Origin of the sequence: Solirubrobacter soli DSM 22325 (assembly GCF_000423665.1) — a bacterium.
Lineage (GTDB): Bacteria > Actinomycetota > Thermoleophilia > Solirubrobacterales > Solirubrobacteraceae > Solirubrobacter > Solirubrobacter soli.
This window is the reverse complement of record NZ_KE384071.1, coordinates 408,486-429,928: the sequence shown is the minus strand read 5'-3', so window position 1 is coordinate 429,928 and position 21,443 is coordinate 408,486. Positions and strand designations below refer to the sequence as shown.

At 70.9% G+C, this 21,443-nt stretch carries 21 protein-coding genes; 11 read left to right on the top strand and 10 right to left on the bottom strand.

The genetic code is table 11. The features are described from left to right. The first annotated feature begins 8 nt into the window (after positions 1–8). The 5 genes from mfd to G569_RS0137805 all read left to right on the top strand — a co-directional run bounded on the left by mfd (position 9) and on the right by G569_RS0137805 (position 7,153). Positions 9–3,326 carry a transcription-repair coupling factor gene (mfd, locus tag G569_RS0137825; protein WP_053227610.1) on the top strand — a complete coding sequence of 1,106 codons (3,318 nt, stop codon included), beginning with the start codon at positions 9–11 and terminating at the stop codon, positions 3,324–3,326. A gap of 234 nt (positions 3,327–3,560) precedes the next feature. Further along, positions 3,561–4,658, top strand: a complete 1,098-nt coding sequence (locus tag G569_RS0137820; RefSeq protein WP_169542337.1) for a peptidyl-prolyl cis-trans isomerase — start codon at positions 3,561–3,563, stop codon at positions 4,656–4,658. Positions 4,659–4,729: 71 nt separating this feature from the next. Then, on the top strand, positions 4,730–5,491 hold the full coding sequence (gene mazG, locus G569_RS0137815; RefSeq protein WP_028067245.1) for a nucleoside triphosphate pyrophosphohydrolase: 762 nt from the start codon (positions 4,730–4,732) through the stop codon (positions 5,489–5,491). Positions 5,492–5,517: 26 nt separating this feature from the next. After that, complete coding sequence (gene eno / locus G569_RS0137810; RefSeq protein ID WP_028067244.1) at positions 5,518–6,792, top strand: phosphopyruvate hydratase; 1,275 nt, start codon at positions 5,518–5,520, stop codon at positions 6,790–6,792. Positions 6,793–6,865: 73 nt separating this feature from the next. Further along, a complete protein-coding gene (locus G569_RS0137805) occupies positions 6,866–7,153 on the top strand; it encodes an FtsB family cell division protein (protein ID WP_084286171.1) in 288 nt (95 codons plus the stop codon). Here the strand turns inward: G569_RS0137805 and G569_RS0137800 are convergent. Continuing rightward, on the bottom strand, positions 7,146–7,769 hold the full coding sequence (locus G569_RS0137800) for a winged helix-turn-helix transcriptional regulator (protein ID WP_028067242.1): 624 nt from the start codon (positions 7,767–7,769) through the stop codon (positions 7,146–7,148). The two genes, G569_RS0137805 and G569_RS0137800, sit on opposite strands and share 8 nt — an antisense overlap. 51 nt (positions 7,770–7,820) lie before the next feature. On the opposite strand from G569_RS0137800, the gene G569_RS55060 reads away from it, so the two are divergent. Both G569_RS55060 and G569_RS0137790 read left to right on the top strand, forming a co-directional pair. Continuing rightward, entirely contained in the window at positions 7,821–9,248 is a 1,428-nt protein-coding gene (locus G569_RS55060; protein WP_053227609.1) for an MFS transporter, read from the top strand. 5 nt (positions 9,249–9,253) lie between these two features. Further along, entirely contained in the window at positions 9,254–9,583 is a 330-nt protein-coding gene (locus G569_RS0137790; protein WP_028067241.1) for a hypothetical protein, read from the top strand. A 207-nt stretch (positions 9,584–9,790) separates the two neighbouring features. Here the strand turns inward: G569_RS0137790 and G569_RS59910 are convergent, their stop codons facing one another. Both G569_RS59910 and G569_RS55050 read right to left on the bottom strand, forming a co-directional pair. Further along, positions 9,791–10,486 (bottom strand): GNAT family N-acetyltransferase, encoded by a 696-nt coding sequence (locus tag G569_RS59910; RefSeq protein ID WP_157592585.1) that lies wholly within the window; start codon positions 10,484–10,486, stop codon positions 9,791–9,793. A gap of 46 nt (positions 10,487–10,532) precedes the next feature. Beyond that, positions 10,533–11,117 carry a hypothetical protein gene (locus G569_RS55050; protein ID WP_037501850.1) on the bottom strand — a complete coding sequence of 195 codons (585 nt, stop codon included), beginning with the start codon at positions 11,115–11,117 and terminating at the stop codon, positions 10,533–10,535. Positions 11,118–11,283: 166 nt separating this feature from the next. Here G569_RS55050 and csrA point away from each other — a divergent pair, with 166 nt between their 5' ends. After that, complete coding sequence (gene csrA, locus G569_RS0137770) at positions 11,284–11,514, top strand: carbon storage regulator CsrA (RefSeq protein WP_028067239.1); 231 nt, start codon at positions 11,284–11,286, stop codon at positions 11,512–11,514. 46 nt (positions 11,515–11,560) lie between these two features. On the opposite strand, the gene G569_RS0137765 is transcribed toward csrA, so the two are convergent. Together G569_RS0137765 and G569_RS55045 are read right to left on the bottom strand one after the other, a co-directional pair. Next, positions 11,561–11,800 carry a hypothetical protein gene (locus tag G569_RS0137765; RefSeq protein ID WP_028067238.1) on the bottom strand — a complete coding sequence of 80 codons (240 nt, stop codon included), beginning with the start codon at positions 11,798–11,800 and terminating at the stop codon, positions 11,561–11,563. A gap of 12 nt (positions 11,801–11,812) precedes the next feature. After that, on the bottom strand, positions 11,813–12,259 hold the full coding sequence (locus G569_RS55045; protein ID WP_053227607.1) for a thermonuclease family protein: 447 nt from the start codon (positions 12,257–12,259) through the stop codon (positions 11,813–11,815). A gap of 53 nt (positions 12,260–12,312) precedes the next feature. Here G569_RS55045 and G569_RS0137755 point away from each other — a divergent pair, with 53 nt between their 5' ends. After that, on the top strand, positions 12,313–13,773 hold the full coding sequence (locus tag G569_RS0137755; RefSeq protein ID WP_053227658.1) for an NAD-dependent malic enzyme: 1,461 nt from the start codon (positions 12,313–12,315) through the stop codon (positions 13,771–13,773). Here G569_RS0137755 and G569_RS0137750 read toward each other — a convergent pair. Together G569_RS0137750 and G569_RS0137745 are read right to left on the bottom strand one after the other, a co-directional pair. Next, positions 13,770–14,801, bottom strand: coding sequence for a 2-deoxy-5-keto-D-gluconate 6-phosphate aldolase domain-containing protein (locus G569_RS0137750; RefSeq protein ID WP_306765387.1), 1,032 nt, complete (start codon positions 14,799–14,801; stop codon positions 13,770–13,772). The genes G569_RS0137755 and G569_RS0137750 overlap by 4 nt on opposite strands. Continuing rightward, positions 14,731–15,927, bottom strand: coding sequence for a hypothetical protein (locus G569_RS0137745; protein ID WP_157592584.1), 1,197 nt, complete (start codon positions 15,925–15,927; stop codon positions 14,731–14,733). Before G569_RS0137745 ends, G569_RS0137750 begins: the two co-directional genes overlap by 71 nt. A 24-nt stretch (positions 15,928–15,951) precedes the next feature. On the opposite strand from G569_RS0137745, the gene G569_RS0137740 reads away from it, so the two are divergent. Next, positions 15,952–17,052 (top strand): carboxylate-amine ligase, encoded by a 1,101-nt coding sequence (locus G569_RS0137740; RefSeq protein ID WP_028067234.1) that lies wholly within the window; start codon positions 15,952–15,954, stop codon positions 17,050–17,052. Positions 17,053–17,105: 53 nt separating this feature from the next. Continuing rightward, positions 17,106–17,858, top strand: coding sequence for a rhomboid family intramembrane serine protease (locus G569_RS0137735; protein WP_028067233.1), 753 nt, complete (start codon positions 17,106–17,108; stop codon positions 17,856–17,858). 65 nt (positions 17,859–17,923) lie between these two features. Here the strand turns inward: G569_RS0137735 and G569_RS0137730 are convergent, their stop codons facing one another. The 3 genes from G569_RS0137730 to G569_RS0137720 are packed head-to-tail and all read right to left on the bottom strand — an operon-like array spanning position 17,924 to position 21,421. Beyond that, positions 17,924–20,179 carry an ABC transporter permease gene (locus G569_RS0137730; RefSeq protein WP_028067232.1) on the bottom strand — a complete coding sequence of 752 codons (2,256 nt, stop codon included), beginning with the start codon at positions 20,177–20,179 and terminating at the stop codon, positions 17,924–17,926. A gap of 4 nt (positions 20,180–20,183) precedes the next feature. Beyond that, positions 20,184–20,912 (bottom strand): ABC transporter ATP-binding protein, encoded by a 729-nt coding sequence (locus G569_RS0137725; RefSeq protein WP_037501844.1) that lies wholly within the window; start codon positions 20,910–20,912, stop codon positions 20,184–20,186. Next, entirely contained in the window at positions 20,906–21,421 is a 516-nt protein-coding gene (locus G569_RS0137720; protein ID WP_028067230.1) for a PadR family transcriptional regulator, read from the bottom strand. The genes G569_RS0137725 and G569_RS0137720 overlap by 7 nt, the downstream gene beginning before the upstream one ends. Positions 21,422–21,443: the final 22 nt, after the last annotated feature.

Below are 21,443 nucleotides of genomic sequence, written 5' to 3'. Positions count from 1 at the left end.
TAAAAGGGTTGCTCCGAGCTTTTCTGAACCACCTTGACCACGATCCGCAGGCCGTCCGCCTGGCCAACGAGGGCGGTTCCGCCTTCGTCAGCCTCTCGTTGCGCCCGTTCGTCGTCGCCGCGCTCGCCGACCAGGACGCGAAGCGTCCCGCATTGGTCGTCGTGGGTGACGACCGCGCCGCGCGCGACCTCGCCGCCGATCTGCGCGCGTGGCTGGCGCCGCGCTCGGTCCGGTACTACCCGAGCCGCGGCGTCACCTACGAGTCGCACCTGACCCCACCGCCGCACCTCGTCGGCCTGCGCGTCGCCGCGCTCGACGCCCTCACCGACACGCCCGAGGGCTCCGAGCAGCCGGTCGTGGTCGTCTCCGCCACCGCGCTCTCGGAGAAGGTCCCGGACCCGAAGCTGCGCCCGCACGGGTTCGTCCTGAAGGTCGGCGACCTGCTCGACCTCGACGAGACTGCCAACGACCTCGTCGCGGCGGGCTACCAACGCGTCGACCAGGTCGACGACCGCGGCCAGTTCGCGATCCGCGGCGGCCTGCTCGACGTCTACCCGGCGACCGAGGACCGCGCCGTGCGCGTCGACCTCTTCGACATCGAGATCGAGGCGCTGCGCTGGTTCTCCACGTTCACCCAGCGCAGCCTGGGGGAGACCGAGTGCGTCGAGATCTCGCCCGCGGCCGAGCTGGCGCCCGAGCATCGCGAGCTGGCCGAGATCGCCGCGACCGACGAGGACCGCCCGGACATCGCCGAGCTGCTGCCGGTCGAGCACTTCCACGCCCTGCTGGACCTGATCCCTGAGCGGACGCAGATCATCGTCGCGGCCGAGGAGGACGTCGAGCCGACGCTGCGCGACCACTGGGAGGACGTCTGCACGGCGTTCGACGACCAGGACGCGCGCCATCTCTACGTCAACCCGAAGAAGATCAACGAGGCGCTCGGAGTCCGTGCCGAGGCGCGGCTGAGCAGCATCTCCCAGGATCAGCCGATCGAGATCCGCGCCCAGGCGGCGGACTTCGCGGCCCGCAACCTGCGCGAGGCGGAGTCCGAGCTGGAGAAGCTCGTCCGCTCCGATTACACGACCGTCGTCGCCTGGCCGCAGCTGGGCGCCGCCGAGCGCGCGGCGTACAACCTCGACCGCATCAAGGCGTCCCTGAACGGCGCCACCCGCGGCCTCGTGTTCACCGAGGCGAACCTGCGCGACGGGTTCGTGGCGCCCGGCCTGAAGCTCGCGGCGTTCCCCGAGCACCGGCTGATCCACCGCAAGAAGGCCTCCACGCGGCCGACCCGCAAGGGCCGCGGCCTGCTCCGGTCCTTCACCGACCTGCGCACCGGCGACTTCATCGTCCACGAGGACCACGGCATCGCCCGCTTCGCCGGCTTTGACACCAAGACCGTCGCCGGCGTCACCCGCGACTACCTGAACCTCGAGTTCCAGGGCGACGACAAGGTCTTCATGCCGGTCGACCAGCTGGCGAAGATCTCCCGCTACCTGGGCGCCGACGGCGGCGCGCCGACGCTCTCCAAGCTCGGCGGCACGCGCTGGGACAAGGTCAAGGCGCGCGCCCGCCGCGCGGCGCAGGAGCTGGCGGGCGAGCTGCTCAACCTCTACGCCGAGCGCAAGCGCCGCCGCGGCCACGCGTTCCCGGAGTTCTCCGAGGAGCTGCGCGACATCGAAGAGGCGTTCCCGTACCGCGAGACGCCCGACCAGCGCGACGCGATCGACAACGTGATCGCCGACATGGAGTCCGAGCGCCCGATGGACCGCCTGATCTGCGGCGACGTCGGCTACGGCAAGACCGAGGTCGCGCTGCGCGCGGCGGTCAAGTCGGCGTCGGACGGCAAGCAGGTCCTGATGCTCGTGCCGACGACGATCCTCGCCCAGCAGCACTACGGCACGTTCGTCGAGCGCCTGCGCGACCAGCCGTTCGTGATCGAGCACGTCTCGCGCTTCCGCTCCACCGCCGACCAGCGCGAGGCGGTGAAGCGCTTCACCGAGGGCAAGGTCGACATCCTCATCGGCACGCACCGCCTGCTGTCCCGCGACGTCCGGGCCAAGGACCTCGGGCTGCTGATCGTCGACGAGGAGCAGCGCTTCGGCGTCAAGCAGAAGGAGCTGATGCGCCAGCTCAAGCTCAAGGTCGACGTCATCTCGATGAGCGCGACGCCGATCCCGCGCACGCTGCAGATGTCGCTCGCGGGGCTGCGCGACATCAGCGTGATCGAGACCCCGCCCGAGGGCCGGCGGCCGGTCAAGACCTACGTCGGCGAGTACGACGAGCAGCTGGTCAAGCAGGCGCTGCTCCGCGAGACCTCGCGCGGCGGGCAGGCGTTCTTCCTGCACAACCGGGTCGACGACATCGACGAGACCGCCGAGCGGCTGCGCTCGCTCTGCCCGGATCTCAAGTTCACCGTCGCCCACGGCCAGATGGACGAGAAGACGCTCGAAGATCGCATGCTGGCGTTCCTGCGCGGCGAGGCCGACGTGCTGGTCTCGACGTCGATCATCGAGTCCGGGATCGACATCCCGCAGGCGAACACGCTGATCGTCGACCGCGCGGATCTCTTCGGGCTCAGCCAGCTCTACCAGATCCGCGGCCGCGTGGGCCGCTCACGCGAGCGGGCCTATGCGTACCTGCTGTATCCGAGCGCGGCGGCGCTGACGCCCGAGGCGGCGGACCGTCTGTCGGCTCTGAGCGACTACACCGAGCTGGGCGCGGGCTTCAAGGTCGCGATGCGCGACCTCGAGCTGCGCGGCGCGGGCAACCTGCTCGGCGACGAGCAGTCCGGCCACGTCGCGGCGCTCGGCTTCGAGCTCTACATGCAGATGCTCGACGAGGCCGTGCGTGCGGCGGACCCGGACGAGGAGGGTGCGGAGCATCCCGAGCCGGTGCGCCTGGACATCAACGTCGACGCGTACGTGCCCGCGGACTACATCCCGTACGAGCAGGCGAAGGTCGACGTGCATCGCCGGATCGCCGGGTCGCGCGAGAACTCGGAGCTGATGGAGCTGCGCAACGAGCTCGAGGACCGGTTCGGCGAGATCCCCGACCCGCTCGAGAACCTCATCACGCTGCAGCAGGCGCGGATCAAGCTCGGCCGCGCGGGCGCCACGGCGGTCTCCTTCAAGGGCGGCCGGCTGGCGGTCACGCCGATCGATCTCGACGCCGCGACGGCCCGCCGGCTGCGCGAGATCCTGCCCGGCGCGAACTACGAAGCGGGGCGCTCCCAGCTTTCATTGCGGGTTCCCGACGACCCGATCCAGCGGTTCCCAGCGGTGGTCAGGGCGGCGGATGCTCTGCTATCCGTCCAGGACGCTGCCTAAAAGTCGAGTCAAAAAGCGGCGGTTACGCGGAACCCGCCGCTACCATGCGCAGCCGGGAGAAGGTCTATTTCGTTTGCACCGGGCCAATTAGCCCCGGCCCTGTACGTCCACGTCCCCCTTCTCAGGCACTACATGATCAAGGCTGCTCGCATCGCACTCAGCCTCGCCGCCGTCACTGGCGTCGGGGCAACCTTCGCCGCCTGTGGCGGCGTACCCGGCAACTCTGTGGCGACGGTGGACGGTGAATCCATCGAGAAGACCGACTTCAGCCATTGGCTGACGGTCGCCGCCAAGTCCTCGGGCCAGGCCAACGCCGCTGTTCCGGACCCTGAATCCGACTACGCCAAGTGCGTTGCGGCCAAGCGCAAGGCCACCCCGGCGCCCGCCAAGGGCCAGCCGAAGGTGACCGACACGCAGCTCAAGACCCAGTGCAAGCAGGAGTACGAGCAGCTCCGCAACCAGGTCCTCCAGCTCCTGATCTCCTTCAAGTGGATCCAGGGCGAGGCGGACACCATGAAGGTCAAGGTCACGGACGCCGAGGTCAAGAAGTCCTTCGACGAGCAGAAGAAGCAGAGCTTCCCGAAGGACGCCGACTACAAGAAGTTCCTCCAGACGTCCGGCCAGACCGAGGCCGACATCCTCCAGCGCGTCAAGCTCGACCTCCTGTCGAACAAGATCCGCGACAAGGTCGTCAAGGGCAAGGACACGGTCTCCGACAAGGCGATCGAGGACTTCTACAACAAGAACAAGGCCCGCTTCGCCCAGCCGGAGAAGCGTGACCTCCGGGTCGTCCTGACCAAGAACAAGGCCGAGGCCGACAAGGCGTACGCCGCGCTCAAGGGCGGCGACTCCTGGTCCAAGGTCGCCAAGAAGTACTCGATCGACGACACCTCCAAGGCCGCCGGCGGCAAGCTGCCCGCCCAGGCCAAGGGCACGCTGGACAAGGAGCTCGACGACGCCGTCTTCTCCGCGGACAAGAACGAGCTCAAGGGCCCGATCAAGACCCAGTACGGCTACTACGTCTTCACCGTCACCGACATCACCGCCGCCAGCCAGCAGACGCTCGCGGAGGCCAAGGAGACGATCAAGCAGACCCTCCAGTCCCAGAACCAGCAGAAGGCGCTGGACACCTTCGTGAAGGACTTCACGAAGCGCTGGAAGGACAAGACCGAGTGCTCCGAGGGCTACAAGACCACGGACTGCAAGAACGGCCCGAAGGCCACGCCCACCCCGACGGCCCCGGCCACGGACCCGACGCAGCAGGTCCCGACCGACCCGTCGCAGCAGGCCCCGGCCACCGACGCGACACCGGCCCCGACCACGGGTAAGTAAGCCTTCACCTCAGACGTTTCGTCGAAGCGCCGCCCCAGGGCGGCGCTTCGCGTTTAAGTAGCCTGGGGGCGATGAGCACCTCTGGCGACGCGGTGGCGCGTCTGGACGAGCTGATCCGCAAGCTGCGGCGCGAGTGTCCGTGGGACCGGGAGCAGGACGAGCGCTCGATCGTGCCGCACACGGTCGGTGAGGCGTACGAGCTGGCGCAGGCCGCGCACGACGGTGACGACGCGAAGCTGCTCGACGAGCTCGGGGACGTGTTGTTCCAGGTGCACTTCCTGTCGCTGCTGCTGGAGGAGCGGGGGCACGGGTCGTTGGCCGAGGTGGCCGAGCATGTGCACGCCAAGCTCGTGCGGCGGCATCCGCACATCTTCGGCGAGGTCGAGGTCGAGGGAACGTCCGAGGTCCTCCGGAACTGGGACCAGATCAAGAAGTCAGAGGACGGGCGCGAGCCGGGGATCTTCGGCGACGTGCCGGAGAACCTGCCGGGGCCGCTGTACGCGCTCAAGACACAGCGGCGCGCGGCGTCGACGGGCTTTGACTTCGACCACGTGCCGTATGACCACGTGAGCGACGAGCTGACCGAGCTCGAGGAGGCGCAGACCCGCGAGCAGCGCTTCCACGAGGTGGGGGACGTGCTGTTCGCGGCGGTCAACGTCGCGCGCAAGCTCAAGGTCGATCCGGAGCTGGCGCTGCGCGCGTCGGCCGAGCGCTTTCGCGGCCGCGTCGAGGCCGCCGAGGAGCTCGCCCACGCCCAGGGCGCCAAGTGGGAGGACCTCGATCCCGACACCCAAGTGTCGTATTACGCCAAGGCGAGGCTGAGCCTGGGGTAGGGAGTCGCGTAAGGTGGCCCGCGACTATGAGCCAGATCGAATCGGTCCACGCACGCCAGATCCTTGACTCCCGCGGCAACCCCACCGTCGAGGTGGAGGTCTCCCTGCGCTCCGGCGCACACGGGCGCGCCGCGGTGCCCTCCGGCGCCTCCACGGGCGAGTTCGAAGCCACCGAGCTGCGCGACGGCGGCGACGCCTACGGCGGCAAGGGCGTCACGAAGGCCGTCGGCAACGTCAACGGCGAGATCGCCGAGACGGTCGCCGGCCTCGATGCGTCCGACCAGAAGGGGCTCGACGCGAAGCTGATCGAGCTCGACGGCACCGAGAACAAGTCCCGCCTCGGCGCCAACGCGATCCTCGGCGTCTCGCTCGCCACCGCCCGCGCGGCCGCGGCCGAGGAGAACCTGCCGCTGTGGCGCTACCTCGGCGGCGAGGCGGCGCACATCCTGCCGGTGCCGATGATGAACGTGCTCAACGGCGGCGCCCACGCCGACAACTCGGTGGACTTCCAGGAGTTCATGGTCGTCCCGGTCGGCGCGACGTCCTTCGCGTCCGCGCTCCAGACCGGGGCCGAGGTGTTCCACGCGCTGAAGTCGACGCTGAAGAAGCGCGGCCTGAACACCGCGGTGGGCGACGAGGGCGGCTTCGCGCCCGACCTCGAGTCCAACGAGGCCGCCCTGCAGGCCCTGATCGAGGGCATCGAGGCCGCGGGCTACACGCCCGGAACCGACGTCGCGATCGCGCTCGACCCCGCCGTCTCGGAGATCTTCAAGAACGGCGCCTACGACCTCGAGCACGAGAACCGCACGCTCTCCGCCTCCGAGCTCGCGGCCTACTGGACCGACCTCGCCGCCCGCTACCCGATCCTCTCGATCGAGGACGGGATGGACGAGGAGGACTGGGACGGCTGGAAGGCCCTCACCGAGTCGATCGGCGACAAGGTCCAGCTCGTCGGCGACGACCTCTTCGTCACCAACGTCAAGCGCCTCCAGCGCGGGATCGACGCCGGCACGGCCAACTCGATCCTGATCAAGGTCAACCAGATCGGCACGCTGTCGGAGACGCTGGCCGCGATCGACCTCGCCCGCTCCAACGGCTACACCGCCGTGATGAGCCACCGCTCGGGCGAGACCGAGGACACGACGATCGCCGACCTCGCCGTCGCCACCGGCTGCGGCCAGATCAAGACCGGCGCGCCCTCGCGCAGCGATCGCGTCGCCAAGTACAACCAGCTGCTGCGCATCGAGGAGGCCCTCGGCGCCGACGCGACGTACCCGGGCCGGAGCGTGTTCCGTTCCTAAAGGGGTCAGGCCCCTTTAGGAACGGTTCGTTGCAGAGGAAGGTGGGCGGGCGCGTCGAACGAACGCGTCAGGTATGGAAGGCCGTACCCGGATCCGCTGGGATCGTTTGGGGCGCTGGGCGCTGATCGGCGTCTTCGCGCTCGTCCTCTACCTCTACATCGGGCCGGCGCTGAGCTGGGTGAAGACCTACCGCGAGGCGGGCCGGCAGCGCGAGCAGGTCGCCGAGCTGCGTGCCGAGAACGCCCGCCTCAAGCAGCGCAAGGCTGAGCTCAGCGCCCCGGGTTCCCTCGAGCGCGAGGCACGCCGCCTCGGCATGGTGAAGGCCGGCGAGCGCGCCTACGTCGTGACCGGCATCAAATAGCTCGGAAGAGCTCGACGAAGCGCTCGAACAGCGCTTCGTCGCCCTCGACGCGGATCGTGTCCGAGGTGCCGCCCGCGAAGACCGCGCGCAAGGACAGGTCGGCGTGGATGACGAGGTCGGCGTGCTCCGCCGGCCCCTCCGCCACCTCCAGCGCGCCGTCCGCGACGCGGGCGGTGACGACCGTCTCGTCGAAGCGGACTTCGAAGGTCGCGCGCAGGTCGCCCGCCGCCTCCGGGACGAACAGCGAGCGCAGCCCGAGCATGAACGAGGCGGCGCTCACGCTGTCGTCCTCGCGCGGCTCGCCGAGCGTGCGCACGCCCCAGCGGGCGAGCTGGACGACGATCGCGTCGAGCTCGCGGCCGTGATCGGTCAGCTCGTACACGACCGCGCCCGACGGCCGCGGTAACACGCGGCGGGCCACCACGCCCGCCTGCTCGAGCTCCTTCAGTCGTCCTGAGAGGACGTTGCTCGGGATCCGCGGCAACCCGGTCGCGAGGTCCGTGAAGCGCTTCGGGCCGGGGAGCAGCTCACGAACGACGAGGAGCGCCCAGCGCTCGCCGACCAGCTCCAGCGCGTGCGCCAGGCCGCAGTGCTCGTGATAGCTGCGAGCCGCCATTGACAGGAGTGTATCTTGCAAGCGGACTTGTAAAAAACGAGGAGACTTGCGATGACGCATCACGAGTTGGACCCTCGCCGGTGGAAGGCGCTCGCGCTGTTGTGCGGCGCGTTCTTCATGGTCATCCTCGACGCGGCGATCGTGGTGGTGGCGCTGCCGTCGATCGAGACCGACCTCGGCTTCTCGCCACACGACCTGCAGTGGGTCCTCAGCGCCTACGCGCTCACGTTCGGCGGCCTGCTGCTGCTCGGCGGGCGCGCGGCCGACCTGCTCGGACGGCGCCGCGTGTTCATGGCCGGGCTGGCGCTCTTCACCTTCGCATCGCTGCTGTGCGGGCTCGCCTGGTCCCCCGCGTCGCTGATCGCGGCCCGCGCCATCCAGGGCGTCGGCGCGGCGGTCATGACCCCGACCGCGCTGTCGATCGTCACCACGACGTTCCCCGAGGGCCCGGAGCGCAACAAGGCGCTCGGGATCTGGGGCTCGCTCGGCGGCGTCGGCGGCACCGCGGGCTGGCTGATCGGCGGCCCGCTCACCGACATCGACTGGCGGCTGATCTTCCTCATCAACGTGCCGGTCGGGATCGCGGCCCTGGCGCTCGCGCCGCGCCTGCTCGCCGAGAGCCGGGTCGACGGCCAACCGCGGGCGTTCGATCCCGCGGGCGCGCTGACGATCACCGCCGCGCTCGCGCTGCTGGTCTACGCGGTGGTCGAGGCGCCCGAGGAGGGCTGGGGGGACCCGCGGACGATCGCGCTGTTCGCCGGCGCCGCGGTGCTGCTCGCGCTGTTCGTCGCGATCGAGTCCCGGGTCGACGCGCCGCTGCTCCCGTTGCGGATCCTGCGTTCGCGCACGCTGGTCGGCGCGAACGCGGTGATGCTCGTGTTCTCCGGCGTCGGCTACGGCATGCCGTTCATCCTCACCCTCTACGCGCAGCAGGTGCTCGGGTTCTCGCCGCTCGAGTTCGGCCTGAGCTCGATCGTCTTCCCGATCGGCGTGACGGTGGGCGCGATCGTCGGCCAAGGTCTGGTCGGCAGGTTGGGACCGCGGCCCGTGGCGACCCTCGGCCTGACGCTACTGACCGCGGGCTGCCTGTACCTGGCGCAGGTCTCGCCCGACGGCAGCTACCTCGGCGACATCCTGCTCGGGTTGCTGATCTCCGGGCCCGGCGTCGGGCTGGTCTTCGTGACGCTCTCGATCGCGGCGCTGGCGGGCGTCGACCCGCGCGAGGCGGGCCTCGCCTCGGGCCTGAACAACACGGCGTTCCAGATCGGCGGGGCGATCGGGACCGCGATCGTGTCGACCGTCGCGGTCTCCTACACCGACGGGCCGGGTCCCGCCGCGCTCACCGAGGGTCTGCAGGCGGCGTTCTTGGCCTGCGCCGTCTTCGCCGTGGCGGGCGTGCTCCTGGCGCTGCTGCTCGGCCCGCGAAGCGCCCTGCCAGGAGGCGGCGGCGAACCGGTCCCGCAGCCCGCGAAGGACTGATTTCTATGCTGGTCTACGTGTCGTACGAGACCGCACAGGAGCAGTGGGCCGCCGGGTTGCGCCGTCTCGACGAGGCCTACCCCGAGCAGCAGCCGACCCTCGAGCGCGTGACGCGCGAGATCCAGAACGAGCTGCGCCGCCGCCTCGGCGGGCAGTTCACGCTCGACGAGCTCGCCGAGCTCTACGACGAAGGCACCGGCTGGGCGACCGACCTCGCGGTCGAGACCGCCCCGGAGGAGCCCTTCGCGTGGGACGCGCGGGTCGTCGCCGACGCCGCCTTCGGCCGCTACATGCGCGCCGCGACGGACTTCGCGGGCGGGCGCCGCCTCGGGTAGGCCGCGGCGCGGCGCGGCGCGGCGTGGCGTGGCGCGGCGTGGTGGCGGCCCGCCCCCGGAGCGGCGCGGCGTGGCGCGGCGGCGGCCCGCCCCCGGAGCGGCGCAGCGTGGCGCGGCGGCGGCCCCGGAGCGGCGCAGCGTGGCGCGGCGGCGGCCCGCCCCGGGAGCGGCGCGGCGCGGCGGCGGCCCGCCCCGGAGCGGCGTGCCCTAGGGCTGCTTGACGAACGCGTGCTGGAGCCAGACGGTCTCGAACCCGAGCCGCTCATAGAGCGCGCGGGCGAGGCCGTCGTCGTCGGCGATCACCCAGCCCGTGTCGCGCCCGCCCGCGTGGAGCGCGGCCTCGACGAGCCGCCCGCCGATCCCGCCACCGCGGGCTTTGGGGGTCACGTAGAGCTGGTCGATCTCCACGCCGTCATCGGCGACCGCCAGCGTGGTGAAGCCGACCGGGAAGCCGCCCGCGTCGCGCACGATGAACGCCCGCATCCCGCGGCGCCGCGAGATCCGGTCCTGAGCGTCCGCCAGCGCTTCCTGCTCGGACTCGTCGTTGGAGTAGCTGAGGTACCACTCGACGCGGAGCGGGCGCGTCTCGAGCAGCCCCACTTCCTCGACGTCCCGATGCGACGGCGCCGAGCCCTCGCGCAGCATCACCGCGTTGCGGTCGGTGACCCAGCCGGCCGCCTCGTAGAACGGCCGCATGCGCGCCCCGGCCCGCTCGTCCTCGACCTCGAGCTTGCGATGGCGCGAGTCCGCGAGCAGCTCGTCGGCGACCCGCACGAGGTCGAGAGGTTCCAGATCGGACGCGTCACCCTCGACGCGGACGAAGTTGGCGTCCCAGAAGTTCGGGGCCGAGGGGGTGCGGAGGACCGAGCCGTGCTCCCACGGCTCGACCACATCGCATTGCAACGAATCCTGCGAGCGCCGCCACGCGATCGCGGCAGCGCGCCGCGGATCAGTCTTCGGCGTCGTCCTCGCCCCCGCCGGCGCGGCGGATCACGATCTGGTCTTCCTCGATCGTGATCTCGACCGGACGGTGACCCGCCCAGTGCTCGGCGTACACGGGATCGTCCTGCACGGCGGGGTCCAGCCACAGACCGTAACCCTCTTCGCCGTGATCAAACGTGCCTTCCAGCGGGCCTGCGGGCGCGGAACGGCGGCGCGAACGCCCACCGCGGCGACGGGCCGCACGCTTGGGTTTCTCGTCATCTTCGGCCTTCGCGGCGGCGGCTGCAGCAGCCTCCTCCTCGGCGGCCTTGCGCGCGGCTTCTTCAGCAGCACGCGCCTCTTCCTCGGCCTTCCTGGCCGCTTCCGCTTCGAGCTCGGCAGCGATCTGCGCGTCGTCTTCCGCGCGCAGGTCCACCTCATCGGTGGCGCCGCCGTTCTCCTCGAAGTCGGGCTCTAGGCCTTGCTCGCGCTTGAAGGCCTGTATCTGTTGAACGGTGACTTCCAGCTGGTGCGCAATCCACGCATCGGTGCGACCCTGTCGCACCCACCCGCGGATCTGGTTAAGCTGAGGACGCAGGGACCGGCGGCTCATAGGAGGGCCGGAGACTAGCGCATAGGGTCCAACCATCCCCGGGCACTCGGGTGCACGCCCCATACTCGTCCACCACAACACCAAGTAGCCTCACCCGTACTCACCTTGCGGACAGAAGCGGGTCTGTCCTCGGGATCGAGTTCGAAATCGCCAGGGAGGCGGCGTCATGCTGGTACTGACACGCAAGTCCAACCAATCGATCATGATCGGCGACGACATCGAGGTCTCGGTGCTGTCGATCATGGGCGAGAAGGTTCGTATCGGCATCCAGGCGCCGAGGGACATCCCGGTGTTCCGCAAGGAGGTCTACCTGGAGATCCAGCAGGAGAACGTCGCCGCGGGCGCATCCGCGCGCGCCGAGGTGGACGACGCCCTGAAGCGGTTGAGCAGCAAGTAAAGGCGGGCATCCCCTCCGCCCCACCCCGATCATCCGACCTTAAGGCTTACCCCAAGAGGTAGTAGAGGGTCTGGAACATCGCGATCGTCACGACGACCGCGGTTCCGAGCAGCACCAGGACCAGCAGGAAGAAGCGCATCGACCCGTGACGGTGCCGCCGCTGGGCCGCGCGCTGCTTCTCGCGCCGCTCAGCCCGCCGGCGCAGGTTCTCGCGCCGCTCGCGGTCCTCTTCGATCTCCTCGAAGAAGGCGTCCTCGATCTCGGCGATGCTCTGCCGCATCCGCATACGCCCTGAAATCTAACAGCGGCTCCATAACCCCAGCCGGGACCGGCGGGCGGTGGAGGCCAGCCGGCGCAGCTCGGCGGCGTGCACGAGGTTCGGCGCGATCTCGAGCGGCTTTCCATAACCCAGGCGCACCAGCTCGGCGTTGACCAGCACGTCCCCGCGCCAGACGTAGGCCAGCAGCCGCCCGTAGCGGTCGCGCGCCTCGGCGTCGTACTCCAGCCGCACGGTGCGCCCCAGCACGAGCCGGCGGTTCGCCGCGGCCGCGGCCTTGGCGAAGCACTGGACGGGCACGCCGGGCTTGACCGACTCCGGCGTGTCCACGCCGATGTAGCGCACCCGCTCGGAGCGGCCGTCGATGCGCACGACGATCGTGTCGCCGTCGACGACCCGTTCGACCCGTGCGGTCGAGGCGGTTCCGCCGCAGCCGGCGAGCAGCAGGGCGATGAGTGCGATTCGCATACCCGGTTTAGGCGTCACGCGACAAACCTCGCCCCCGTGAAACGATGGAGACCATGTCCAGCCTGCAGGCGCCGGCGGGGCTCCAGCCCTCGGCCTCCTACTCCTTCACCATGCGCATCGAGCTGCGCCAGCTGCCCGGCGCCTTCGCCGCGGTGGCGGCCGCGATCGGGCAGTCCGGCGCGATGCTCGGCGCGATCGACCTCGTGCGCGTCGGCCAGCGCGGGGTCACCCGTGACGTGACGGTGGCGTGTGTGGACGCCGAGCACGGGCAGCGCGTGGTCAACGCCGTGCGGGCGCTCGACGGGGTTCAGGTCACCAGCGTCTCCGACCGCACCTTCCTGATGCACAAGGGCGGCAAGATCGAGATCGTCGGCAAGGTCGCGATCAAGACCCGCGACGACCTGAGCATGGCCTACACACCCGGCGTCGCGCGCGTGTCCTCCGCCATCCATGACGATCCCGATTCGGCGTGGACGCTGACGATCAAGGGCAACACGATCGCGGTCGTCTCCGACGGCACCGCGGTGCTCGGCCTGGGCGACATCGGCCCCGAGGCCGCGATGCCGGTGATGGAGGGCAAGGCGATGCTCTTCAAGGAGCTCGCGGGCGTGGACGCCTTCCCGCTGTGCCTGAGCACGACCGACGTCGACGAGATCGTGCGCATCGTCGAGGGCGTCGCGCCGACGTTCGGCGGCATCAACCTCGAGGACATCTCGGCGCCCCGCTGCTTCGAGGTCGAGCGGCGCCTGAAGGAGTCGCTCGACATCCCCGTCTTCCACGACGACCAGCACGGCACCGCGGTCGTCGTCCTGGCCGCGCTCCTGAACGCGCTGAAGGTGGTGGGCAAGAACGCCGAGGACGTCCACGTCGTGATGGTCGGCGCGGGAGCGGCGGGCCTCGCGTGCGCGAAGATCATCCTCGAGAACGGCGTCCGCGACCTGATCGTCTGCGACATCGGCGGCACGCTGCACACCGGCCGCACCGACCTCACGCCGGAGCTGGCGGCGATGGCCGCCCGGACCAACCAGCGCGGCCTCGTCGGCAGCGCCGACGACGCGTTGAAGGACGCCGACGTCGTGATCGGCGTGTCCGCGCCGGGCGCCTTCACTGCGGCGGGCGTCCGCACGATGGCCAACGACGCGATCGTGTTCGCGATGGCCAACCCGACGCCCGAGGTCCAGCCCGAGGAGGTCTGGGAGGACGTCGCGATCATGGCCACCGGCCGCAGCGACTACCCCAACCAGATCAACAACGTGCTGGCGTTTCCGGGCATCTTCCGCGGCGCGCTGGACGTCCGTTCCCGTGGCATCGACGAAGCGATGAAGCTCGCCGCCGCGCGGGCGATCGCGTCCGCGATCCCGGAGTCCGACCTCGGGCCGGAGTACATCATCCCGTCGGTGTTCAACCGGGCCGTGGCCCCCGCGGTCGCGGAGGCCGTCGCGAAGGCCGCGGTGGAGTCGGGGATCGCCCGCCGCGAGCGCAGCCCGCGGCAGGCGGAGGTCCCGACGAGCTAGGCGCTGACGCTGCTCGCGGCCTCGTCGTAGACCTTGATGAAGCGCAGGTAGTTGTCGGCGATCTGCTGGGCCGCGGCGTCGCGGTCCAGCTCCTTGTCGAGGTAGGCCTTCAGCGGGTTCCACCAGATCGAGCGGCCGATGGCGAAGCCGATGAAGCCGTCCACCGGGGCGGCCTCGCGGAGCCAGTGGTCCACCTTCTCGTCGGAGGCGCCGCGGCCGAGCAGCACGCTCTTGACGTTCTCGCGGCCCTCGCCCTTGCGGGCCTGGTCGGACAGCATCTGCGCGTCGGCCTGCGTGTCGACGCCCTCGATCTTCCAGATGTCGACCTCGACGCCGGAGTTCTGGTAGTGCTCGATCGCGCGGCGCATCAGCTCGGGACGCAGCTCGGCGTCGTAGCGCGCCTCGTCGCCGCCGACGGACTCCAGTTGCTCCGGCTCGGCCGGGACGAGCAGCTCGAAGAGGAACTTGCGGTCGTTCGCGTGCAGCCAGTCGGCGAGCTGCTTCAGGCGCGCGGTCTGGCGCTCGTTCATCTCGGCGTCGCCGTCCGGGTTGTGACGGACGAGCACCTTGGTGGCGAGCAGGTCGTACTTGGCGATGTGGTCGCCGAAGGCATCGCCGTACTGGAAGTCGAACTCGTTCTGACCCGACTTCTCGGCGGGCATCGTCAGCGAGAGGCCCTGCTTCGGCGCGAGCTCGGGGATGTCCGAGCCGAACTGCTCGTCCACGAGCACGCCGGCCGAGGACGCGTCCAGGCCCTGGGCGACGGCCTTCTCCATGCCTTCATAGATCAGCTTCTTGGCGTCGGAGATCGTCGCGGTCTCCTCGGGCGTCGGATCGCCCTCGATACCGAACATCTTCTTCTGGAACGACCCCCGGTGATCGAAGGCCAGGATGTAGAGCTTGCCGTCGTAACCGAGGGCCATCGTCACATACCTCGCGTGTTCGTGAGTGAGCCTCTCAGTATGAAGGGTGCACCGTGACGCTGAAGGTCGCCGCGCCTGAGCGGGCGGTGAGCGTCGAGTCGGCACGGGTGGAGAGGAGCCGCTTGCGCTGGGCGTCCGAGAGGTGCAACGCGATCCGGCGCGAGCCGCCGCGCGCGAAGCGGACGTCGCGGCTCACCCACGTCCGGCGGCCCGTCGCCAGGCGCAGCCGGACGGTGCCGGCGCGTCGCGAGCGCACGGTCAGATACAGCGGCCGGCGCGAGATGCTCGGCCACGGGACGACCTCGAGCGTGACCGGCGGGCGGACGTGATGGCGTTCCTCGAAAGCGTACTCGTCACCGGCCGCCAGATCCGGCCCCTCGGCCTCGACGTCGACGCCGATCTCGAGGCGCCCCGGGTCGGAAAGCACGAAGGTGACGTCGCGGGTCGTCCCGGCGGGCAGGGGGTCGAGCAGGCACGTCTGGCTCATGTCCTCGGAGTTGCGGGTCGTGGGCAGGCACGACTGCCCCCACTGCGCGAGCCCGAGCGACGGGTAGGCGCGAAGCGCGAGTCGCGGCCGGTCGGCCGTTCGCGGGCCGGCGTTGCTGATGCTCACGATCGCCCGCAGCCGGTGTCCGCCCAGCGGCTCGACCCGCATCGTCGTGCGGAGGTTGGTGCGGTCCTCGGTCGTGTCGCCGACGAGGTCCTCGTCGCTGTCGGGCTCTGAGACCGCGTCGATCGTCAGCTTGCGCCCGCGCTGCACCTCGGCCAGCCTCCGGTCGGGCATGACGCCGTCGCCGAGGACCGGCCGGTAGACGTCCACGGACTGGTCGTCGCAGATGTCGCCCTCGCCGGGCTCGCACGTGAGTTGGGCCGCGATCGCGTGGCCGCCGGTCTCCTGGTCCAGGCCGAGCGTGACGTCGCGGTAGTCGTAGGCGATGTGCGGCGCGGGGAACGTGTACGTGCCGGGTTCGACGGGGAGCGTCACCGCCGCCCCCTCGCGCACCGTGCCCTCGCGATCGTGGACGCGCAGTCGCACGCGTCCCGCCTGGCCGCCGGGGCCCACGGTGACCGTGAACGCGGTCAACACGGCGGGCGGAAGGCCTTCGTCGGTCTGGCCGCCGTGCCAGTCGCTGTAGAGCGTCGCGGGGCCTGTCGGCGTCAGCGTCTCCGAGTCCTGCGCCAGCGCGAACGCGGGCACCACCGCTGCGAGCAGGAATCGCGTGCCGCCCACGAGGCTCGTACTGTACGCGACCACATGGAGCCGAAGTTCAGCGGCCCGGCGTACACGGTCGGCATCGAGGAGGAGCTCATGATCCTCGATCCGTCGTCATACGCGCTGGTCAACGCGATCGACGACCTGGTGCAGGACACCTCCGTGGGCGAGATCAAGCCCGAGCTGATGGAGTCGGTGCTCGAGATCTCGACCAACCCGTGCGCGGACGTGCGAGAGGCCTCGGCGGAGCTGCGCGCGCTGCGACGTCAGGTACGCGACATCGCCGACAAGAAGGGGCTGGCGATCGGCTCCTCCGGGACGCACCCGACGGCGCGCTGGGAGGACCAGCGGATCACCGCCGCCCCGCGCTATCGCGACCTGATCGACGCGCTGCGCTTCGTCGCCCGCCAGGAGCTGATCTTCGGGCTGCACGTCCACATCGGGCTCGACGACGCCGACAAGGCGATCCACGTCGCCAACGGGATGCGCGTCCACGTGCCGATCCTGCTCGCGCTCAGCGCCAACTCGCCCTACTGGCGCGGCGACGACACCGGCCTGGCCTCCACCCGCATGCCGATCTTCCGCGCCTTCCCGCGCGTCGGCATCCCGCCCTATTACGACGGCTGGGAGGACTACGAGCGCCGGATCGGCTTCATGGTCGACACCGGCGTGATGGAGGACTACACCTGGCTCTGGTACGACGTCCGCCCGCACCCGAACTTCGGGACCGTCGAGATCCGGGCGATGGACGCGCAGACCCACGTCGAGCACACGCTCGGCCTCGCGGCGCTGATCCAGGCGATGGTCAAGGAGCTCGCCGAGCACTTCGACGAGGGCAAGAAGCTCAGCGACTACCCGTTCGAGATGCTCGACGAGAACAAGTGGCTCGCCTCCCGGCACGGGCTCGAGGGCGAGCTGGTGGACCTCCCGAGCCGCGACCGGGTGAGCGCGAGGGCGCTCGCGCACCGGCTCCACGACCGCCTGCGCGAGCACGCGCAGGACCTCGGCGCGGCGAGCGAGCTCGAGGGCGTCGCGGACCTCCTGGAGCGCGGCAACGGGGCCTACCGGCAGCGCAAGGTGTACGAGGCGAACCGCGACTTCAGTGAGCTCCTGCAGGACATCGTGGCCGCGACGGCGCCGTAGTTTCGATAAACGTCGAGCCGAGGCCTCCGGCGGCGTATCCTTGACTGTCCCTCATGTCGAGCGGTCCGGATCTGTACCTCGTCTGCAAGAGCTGCGGCGCAGAGGTATCCCCCTACATCACGGAGTGTCCCTATTGCGGGACCCGGATCCAGAAGCGCGCGCCCAAGCTGGATCGCGGCGGCGTGCCCAAGGCGCCGCGCCGCGCCCGCCAGCGGCCGCAGCTGCCGCGGTTGCGGCCGGGGGAGATCCCCGGGATCCGCGCCGACCGGCGCCCGTGGGCGGCCTGGGCGCTCGTCCTCGCGTCGCTGTTGATCACGGTGGGTCTGAAGTCGAACCTGATCAGCTACGAGGACTTCGGCTATTCGTCGACCTACGACGACCCGTGGCGGGCGTTCACCACGCTGTTCACGTACAACTCGACCGGCTACGAGGCGGTCACCGTGGGGACGATCGCGCTGTTCGGCTGGCTGCTCGAACGGCGCCACGGCTGGTGGGCGCCGCTGCTCGTCTTCTTCGTCGCCGGCGCCGGCGGCGCGTACGTGGCGGTCGAGTTCGCGGGTGAGGGGATCGCGCTCGGCGCCAACGGCGCGGCGCTCGGCCTGCTCGCCGCGTGGTCGATGCGCGACATCCTCGGGCGCCGCAAGGGCTTCGAGGACGACAGCGACCTGCTGGGCGTGCTGGCGATCGCCGCCGTGATGGTCCTGATGCCGCTCGCCACGACGGACGCCAGCGGTGTCGCGGGCGTCGTCGGTGGCGTCATCGGGATCCTCTTCGGGCTGATGTTCGCTCGCATGCGCGAACGCTGATTCGAAGCAGAGCACCCCCTCCGCCCACCCCGATCATCCGACCTCGGCGAGTCTCCGCCGAGCGCCTACTCAGCTCGCAGCACGGTCGCCGCCGACGCGCGGCCCGCGTTGCGTGCGGGGAGCGAGCTCGCCAGCGCGGTGACCAGCGCCACCGCGGGGAGGATCAGCAGCAGCGCCAGCGGGCCGGGCGTGCCGACGATGTCCGCGCCCTCGCTCGGGCTCATCGCGGACATCAGCGCCCGGAAGATGACGATCCCGGCCGGGATGCCGATGACGATCGCGATCGCCCCCAGCGCCGCGCCGCCGGCGTTGACGACGGTCAGGACGCCGCGCGGGGTCAGGCCGAGCGCCTTGAGGATGCCGAAGTCGCGGGCACGCTCGCGGGTCACCAGCAGCAGCGTCGTCAGCAGGTTCACGAGCCCGACGGCGACCAGCAGCGCGCTCGAGCCGTAGACGATCGGGCGCACGTCGGCGCGCTCCTGGCGGACCTCGGCGCTGACCAGCTCCGCGTCGAGCCCGCTCCTGCGGAACGTGTTCGCGAGCGCGGTCCCGTCGGTGCCGGGCTCCAGGTCGGCGATGACGTCGCCGGTGGGCGGCTTGGTCAGCGTCGCCGCCGGGAAGATCACGACCTCGCCGTGGTTGTCGGGCTCGACGTGGCGGCCGACCAGCGTCAACCTGACGGGACGCCCCTCGACGGTCACCGTGACCCTGTCGCCCACGTGGAGGCCGAGCTTGTCGAGGAAGCCGCGGCCGGCGATCGCCTCACCGGGCTTGGCGAACATGCGCCCGTCCGGGACGGCGTAGGGGAACTCGGCGAAGCCGTCGCCGACCGCGCGGGCCTGCAGCTCGCCCGCCTTGGTCGAGACCTGCAGGCCGGCGATCGTCGTCGCCCGCTCGATGCCGGGCTCGTTCTGCACTCGGGCGAGCTGATCGCCCTCGATCCGGATGTCCCACGGCTTGGCGCGCAGCGCGGGGTCCTCGATCACGCGGTCGTAGGTCGCCTCCATGGAGAGCGCGGCGACGAGGGTCACGACCATCATCGTCAGCGCTCCCGTCGTCAGGGCGGCGCGGGCGGGGCTGGTGAACGCGTCCTTGACGCCGAGGCGGGCGGTGGCGGGGAGCCTGAGCGCGGCGGCGATCCGCGCGGCTCGGGAGGCGCCGCCGGAGAGGTGGGCGCGGCCGAGCGCGAGGGCGTCGACGGTGTTCAGGCGACCGGCGCGGGTGGCGGGGAGCGCGGCGAAGAGGGCGACGGCGGCGACGATCAGGACGAGCGCGGCGATCAGCGTCGAGGGCTGGAAGGCGCTCGGCGTGGGGGTTGCCAGCAGGTTCGACATCGGCTCGAGCAGCAGCGGGGCGATCGCGGTGCCGGCGACCAGCCCGAGGAGGCCCGCGGCGAGCGCGACCGCCGCGTATTCGGCGACCAGGAGTGAGACAACCCCTCGCGGGGTGATCCCGATCGCCTTCAGCAGGCCGATCTCGCGCCGCTGCGCCAGCACCCGGCCGCTGATCACGGTGGCGACGGTGAAGCCGACGGCGATCAGCGCCAGCAACGTGTTGACGCCGATGATGATCGTGTTCGTCCGCGCCTGGTCGGTGATCGTGTCGCGGACCTCGTGCCAGTCGGAGAAGCGCAGGTCGGCGTGCTTAGCGAGGGCGGCGCGCTTGAAGGCGTCGGTGGCCTCGGGGTCGCTGAGCCGGACGGCCACGCGGGTGGTGGGGCCGGCGACGTCGGGCGCCCAGGCGACACCCGGTCGCCAGCGCGGGTAGGTCGCCCGTTCGGTGGTCACGGCGAGGCCGGTGACGCGACGGCCGGCGAGCGTGTCGCCGACGCGCAGGCCGGTCTCGCGGGCGAAGCTGCGCTCGACGAGCACCTCGCCAGGGCCCGTCGGGCGACGACCGTCGGTGACCTGGGGGCGATCCACGGGAGCGTCGGCGGCGGGGAGCCGCTCGAGGCCGACCACGACCGGCGTGCCGCCCAGCGTGACGCTCTCTTGCGCGACGGGGCGCGCGTCGGCGACGACGACGCCCGGCAACGTGGCGAGGTCGGAGAGGTCGCCCTCGCCGTACGCGGACACGTGTGAGCCGCGCGTGGCCTGCTGCGCGGCCGCGAACGGGTCATCGAGGCCGGCGCGCAGCGCGAGCGTGACGACGAGCGCGGTGGCGGCCGCGAAGATCGCGAGCGCGGTCAGCCCGGTCTGGACCGGCCGCCCGAGCAGGTCGGCGCGCGCGATCCGCGCTGCGGCGCGCAACGACGCCGCGGCACCGCCCCGCCCGGCCACGTCGTCGGCCGCGCCCGCGCGCGGCCCGTGCGGCGTCGTCATCCCCTCACACCCCCAGCTGCATCAGGCGGCTGACGGTGGCGGCGACGTCCGTGCGGCCCTCGTCCAGGCGCGTCTCGTTGGCGATCAGGCCGTCGCGCATCGTGATCACGCGGTCGGCGCGGGCGGCGACGCGGGCGTCGTGGGTGACGAGGACGATCGTCTGGCCGCGCTCGTCGTGCATCGTGCGCAGGAGCGCCATCACGTCGCGGGCGCTCGTGGAGTCGAGGTTGCCGGTGGGCTCGTCGGCCAGCAGGACCTTCGGGCGGTTGATCAGCGCGCGGGCGATCGCGACGCGCTGCTGCTGGCCGCCGCTGAGGCGGGTGGGGGACTGGCCGGCGTGGTCGGCGATGCCGAGCGTGGTCAGGAGCTCCGTGCGTCGGGTCTTCGCCTCGCGGGCGCTCAGGCCGGCGAGCAGACCCGGCAGCTCGACGTTGTCGGCCACCGAGAGGTTCCCGATCAGGTTGAAGAACTGGAAGACGAAGCCGATCTCGTTGCGGCGCACGTGCGCCCACTTGGCCTCGCTGAAGCGCTCCACGCGGGTGCCGCCGAGCTCGATCTCGCCGCTCGTCGGCCGGTCGAGCCCGCCGAGCAGGTTCAGGAGCGTCGACTTCCCGCAGCCCGACGGGCCGGTGATGGCGACGAACTCGCCCTCGGGGACGCTGACGTCCACGCCGCGCAGGGCCTGGACGCCGCCTTCGTAGTCGCGGGTGAGGCCGCGCGCGACGATCACCATCGGTCGCTCCCTAGTCGTTGTTCGCAGAGGTCGAGCCACTTCAGGTCGGCCTCGAGGTGCAGCGCCGCCCCTTCGACGAGCAGCGCGGCGGTGTCATCGCCGTTGGCCTGCGCCGCGACGTCATCGAGGTCGCGGAGCGCCTGCAGGTAGGCCGTGCGCTGCCGGTCGATCAACTCGGCCGGGTCCGCGATCCCCGCGGCCCGGGCGAGCACGAGCTTGATGAAGAAGTCGTCCTTGAGCCGGGTCTGCGGCGTCGAGTCCGCCACCCAGCCGGCCAGCTCGGACTTCCCTTTCTCCGTCAGCTTGTAGACGCGCTTGTTCGGCCGCCCGTTCTGCGCGACTGCGTCGTCGTCCACCAGCCCGTCCCGCTCCAGCCGGCCGAGCGTCGTGTAGATCTGCCCGGCGTTCAGCGGCGGCAGCACCGCCCCGAACCGCTGCTCCATCGCGGACTTGAGCTCATACCCATGAGCCGGCCCGTTCGCGAGCAGTGCCAGCAGCGGAAATCGCATCTAGATACTCGTTATACATATC